At 44.3% G+C, this 3,254-nt stretch carries 3 protein-coding genes; all 3 read left to right on the top strand.

Features of this window, described 5'->3' with window-relative positions; all coding sequences use genetic code 11:
* Positions 1–93 precede the first annotated feature (93 nt).
* Positions 94–1,437, top strand: a complete 1,344-nt coding sequence (locus tag B9J87_RS10635; protein ID WP_094144529.1) for a sodium-dependent transporter — start codon at positions 94–96, stop codon at positions 1,435–1,437.
* A gap of 123 nt (positions 1,438–1,560) precedes the next feature.
* Positions 1,561–2,256, top strand: a complete 696-nt coding sequence (locus B9J87_RS10630; protein WP_017046192.1) for a TIGR01621 family pseudouridine synthase — start codon at positions 1,561–1,563, stop codon at positions 2,254–2,256.
* 11 nt (positions 2,257–2,267) lie between these two features.
* Positions 2,268–3,200, top strand: a complete 933-nt coding sequence (locus B9J87_RS10625; protein WP_029388307.1) for a class I SAM-dependent methyltransferase — start codon at positions 2,268–2,270, stop codon at positions 3,198–3,200.
* The last annotated feature ends 54 nt before the right edge of the window (positions 3,201–3,254 follow it).

Raw genomic sequence — 3,254 nt, 5'->3', positions numbered from 1 at the left:
ATCTCAGTGCGACTAAAAATTATAACTTGTGTAATTAAAAGTTTACACTCACTTTTAGCACTGCCTAACAAACACAACATTGGTAAATAGTTTATGGCAAGTAGTTCAAGAGGTCATTTCTCATCGAGACTTGGTTTTATTATGGCGGCTGCAGGTTCTGCGGTTGGCCTAGGGAATGTGTGGGGTTTTCCGACCAAAGCGGCAAGTAATGGTGGCGCGGCATTTTTAGTGATTTATTTGGCAATGGTATTCTTGCTGGCGTTTCCAATGCTGGTTGCGGAATTGACGATCGGGCGACATGGACAATCTAACCCCATCGCTTCTTTAAGAAGTATCTGGACCAAAAATCGTGCGGCGGCGGCACTGTTTGGCATTATCGCGATGATTGCCTCATCGATGATCCTCAGTTTTTACTCCATTCTTGCCGGATGGCTTATGGGTTTTGCGGCATCCCCTATATTAGGCCTGTTGGGTTTACAGACGGCGGCCGATTGGTTAGTGAGTTTTAGCGGCTTACGCAATGTTTTACTGGCTCTCGCATTTTCTTTGCTCACTATTTATGTTGTGCGAAAAGGTGTCGCGGACGGCATTGAAAAATGGTCTACCCGTTTGATGCCAGTGCTTTTTATTCTATTCGGCGCCATGATTGCTTATATCTTTACCCAAGATGGGGCAATGGAAGGATTGAAGATGTATTTGATCCCTGATATTGCGCACATCACTCCCAGTTTATTAGTAGACGCAATGGGGCAAGCTTTCTTCTCCCTCTCTTTAGGCGTTGGAGCGATGATCGTTTATGGCTCATATCTTAAGAAAGATGTTAATTTGCCAAAAACAGCGGCGCAAGTCGCGGCGATTGATACAGGAGTGGCGTTTGCCGCTGGCCTTTTGATTCTCCCAGCAATGTTTGTGGCTAAAAATCATGGTGTCGAAATTTTTGATGATGCAGGCAACTTGATGAGTTCGGGCGATTTAGTCTTCACCGTGCTGCCTGCGATGTTTGATAATATGGGCAGTGCAGGGGTGTTGCTCGGTTTTGGTTTCTTTATTTTGATGGTTATCGCAGCGCTAACTTCTTCAATTTCTATGCTAGAAGTACCAGTATCTTGCGCGCAAGATGAACTAAAAATGACTCGTAGCCAAGCAACATGGATGATCGGTGGAGCCATTGCGCTGCTGAGCATCATCATTTCCCTTAACTTTGGGGCGTTATTTAACCTAGTGGCTAACGTCTCGACCGTCTATATGCAACCTTTATTAGGTGTGGTTTGGGCTATTGTGGTGGGTTGGGTTTGGCATCGTAATAAATTGCTTGATGAGATCAAACAAGGTAACCCAGACATTGCACAAAGCCTATTCTGGAAAATTTGGCCATGGTACGTGCGTTTTGTTTGCCCCGTGGCGATTTTAATGGTCTTTGCATATTCATTAATTTAGCGCATTCCTAAGGCTCTCATCCGAGAGCCTTTTTATCATCCTACAGCCTTGAACCTTGCATTTATTGGTATCTGTGTTGTTTAACGCTATACTCAGCCGCCTATTCTGCAGTTAGTGATTCACATGTTTGATATTCTTTATACTCACAATGATTTTCTCATCATCAACAAGCATCCCAATGTTTCTGTACACAAAGATGACGGGGATACGATGCTGCTGCAAGAAGTGGGTAAGGTTTCAGGTGATGGCCAGCTCTACTTAGTTCATCGGTTGGATAAAATGACGTCCGGCATTTTATTACTTGCCCGCCACCAAGCTGCGGCCAGTGAGTTGTCTAAAAACTTTGCAGCAAGGGAAGTCGAGAAATTCTATCTTGCCATTGGCAGTAAAAAGCCTAAAAAGAAACAGGGTTTGATAAGCGGTGATATGGAACGCTCTCGACGTTCGTCGTGGAAGTTAGTAGCGACACAAAATAACCCTGCAGTAACGCAGTTTTTTTCCTGTTCTGCTGAGCCGGGTGAACGTCTCTTTTTATGTAAACCTTTTACCGGAAAAACCCACCAAATTAGGGTTGCTTTGAAATCACTCGGCTCTGCGATTGTCGGTGACCCGATTTATCATTCTCATGATGATTCAGATAGAGGCTATCTACACGCTTTTGCGTTACGTTTTTGCTATCAGGATCAGTGGTATCAATTTATCTGCGACCCACGCAATCAAGTAGCGATGGGGCAGAAATGGAACTCAGACATTGTTAGCCAAGGGATTGAATCTTGGTTAACACCTTGGAATCTAGTTTGGCCGAAAGTAAACAAATGACAGAACAAACAATGCAACGCTCAGCGCTTTCTCACTTTTTTACCCATATTGAGCAGCAGCTCTCCTGCAATACCGGTGAAATTCGCCGCTTATTTCATGGCCGAGGTCGTCAGTGGCCAGGTCTAGAACAGCTCACCTGTGACTGGTTGCAAGGGCAGTTAGTCGTCAACTTATTTAAAAATGTCGAAGAAGATTTTCTCGCGGAGTTAAAAGCGGGTTTGTCGCACCTAACAACCCGTCCGTTATGGCTAGAAAAGCAAGGTCGTTGTGTTTTACTTCAGCATCGATATGCCGATGGCGCGCCTTCAGAAACAGTATGGGGAGAATTAGAGCCTTTCCCCGTGGTGGTCGAAAATGGCTTAAAGTACCAATTGAGCATTGGGCGTAACCAGAATTTCGGGCTGTTTTTGGATATGCGCTACGGCCGTGAGTGGGTTTCATCTCACGCTAAACATAAAAATGTACTGAATCTATTTGCCTATACTTGCGGTTTTTCAGTAGCAGCTATTGCTGGTGGTGCTGACCAAGTTGTGAATGTCGATATGGCCAAAGCGTCACTGGCTAAAGGCCGTGAAAATCATCAATTGAATGGCCACAATCTCAATTCAGTGAAGTTTCTTGGACATGATATTTTCAAGTCTTGGGGAAAAATCAAAAAATCAGGACCATATGATCTGATTATTATTGATCCTCCTTCGTTTCAAAAAGGTAGCTTTGCGCTGACTAAAGATTATCAACGTATCTTACGCCGTTTACCTGAGCTGTTAGAACAAGGCGGCGAAGTGCTTGCATGCGTTAATTCACCAGCCGTAACCTGCGATTTTTTAATCGAAGGGATGAAGGTGGAAGCGCCATCACTTACTTTTCAAGCTCGCCTAGAAAACCCACCAGAGTTTGAAGATATTGATCCGCAAGCCAGCCTGAAAGCACTGATTTTCTCCTAAGTAGAATGGAGACTAGGTAAGATCACGCCATAATAAAGTTGGTTATGGTGTGAT

The organism is Vibrio sp. V19_P1S1T109 (assembly GCF_002241375.1).
GTDB lineage: Bacteria > Pseudomonadota > Gammaproteobacteria > Enterobacterales > Vibrionaceae > Vibrio > Vibrio anguillarum.
This window is presented reverse-complemented; position numbering and strand designations above follow the sequence as displayed.

What these genes read in the sequence shown, in the direction of transcription:
- B9J87_RS10630 (WP_017046192.1), top strand. Translation starts at nt 1,561, where the DNA reads ATGTTTGATATTCTTTATACTCACAATGATTTTCTCATCATCAACAAG.
- B9J87_RS10635 (WP_094144529.1), top strand. Translation starts at nt 94, where the DNA reads ATGGCAAGTAGTTCAAGAGGTCATTTCTCATCGAGACTTGGTTTTATT.
- B9J87_RS10625 (WP_029388307.1), top strand. Translation starts at nt 2,268, where the DNA reads ATGCAACGCTCAGCGCTTTCTCACTTTTTTACCCATATTGAGCAGCAG.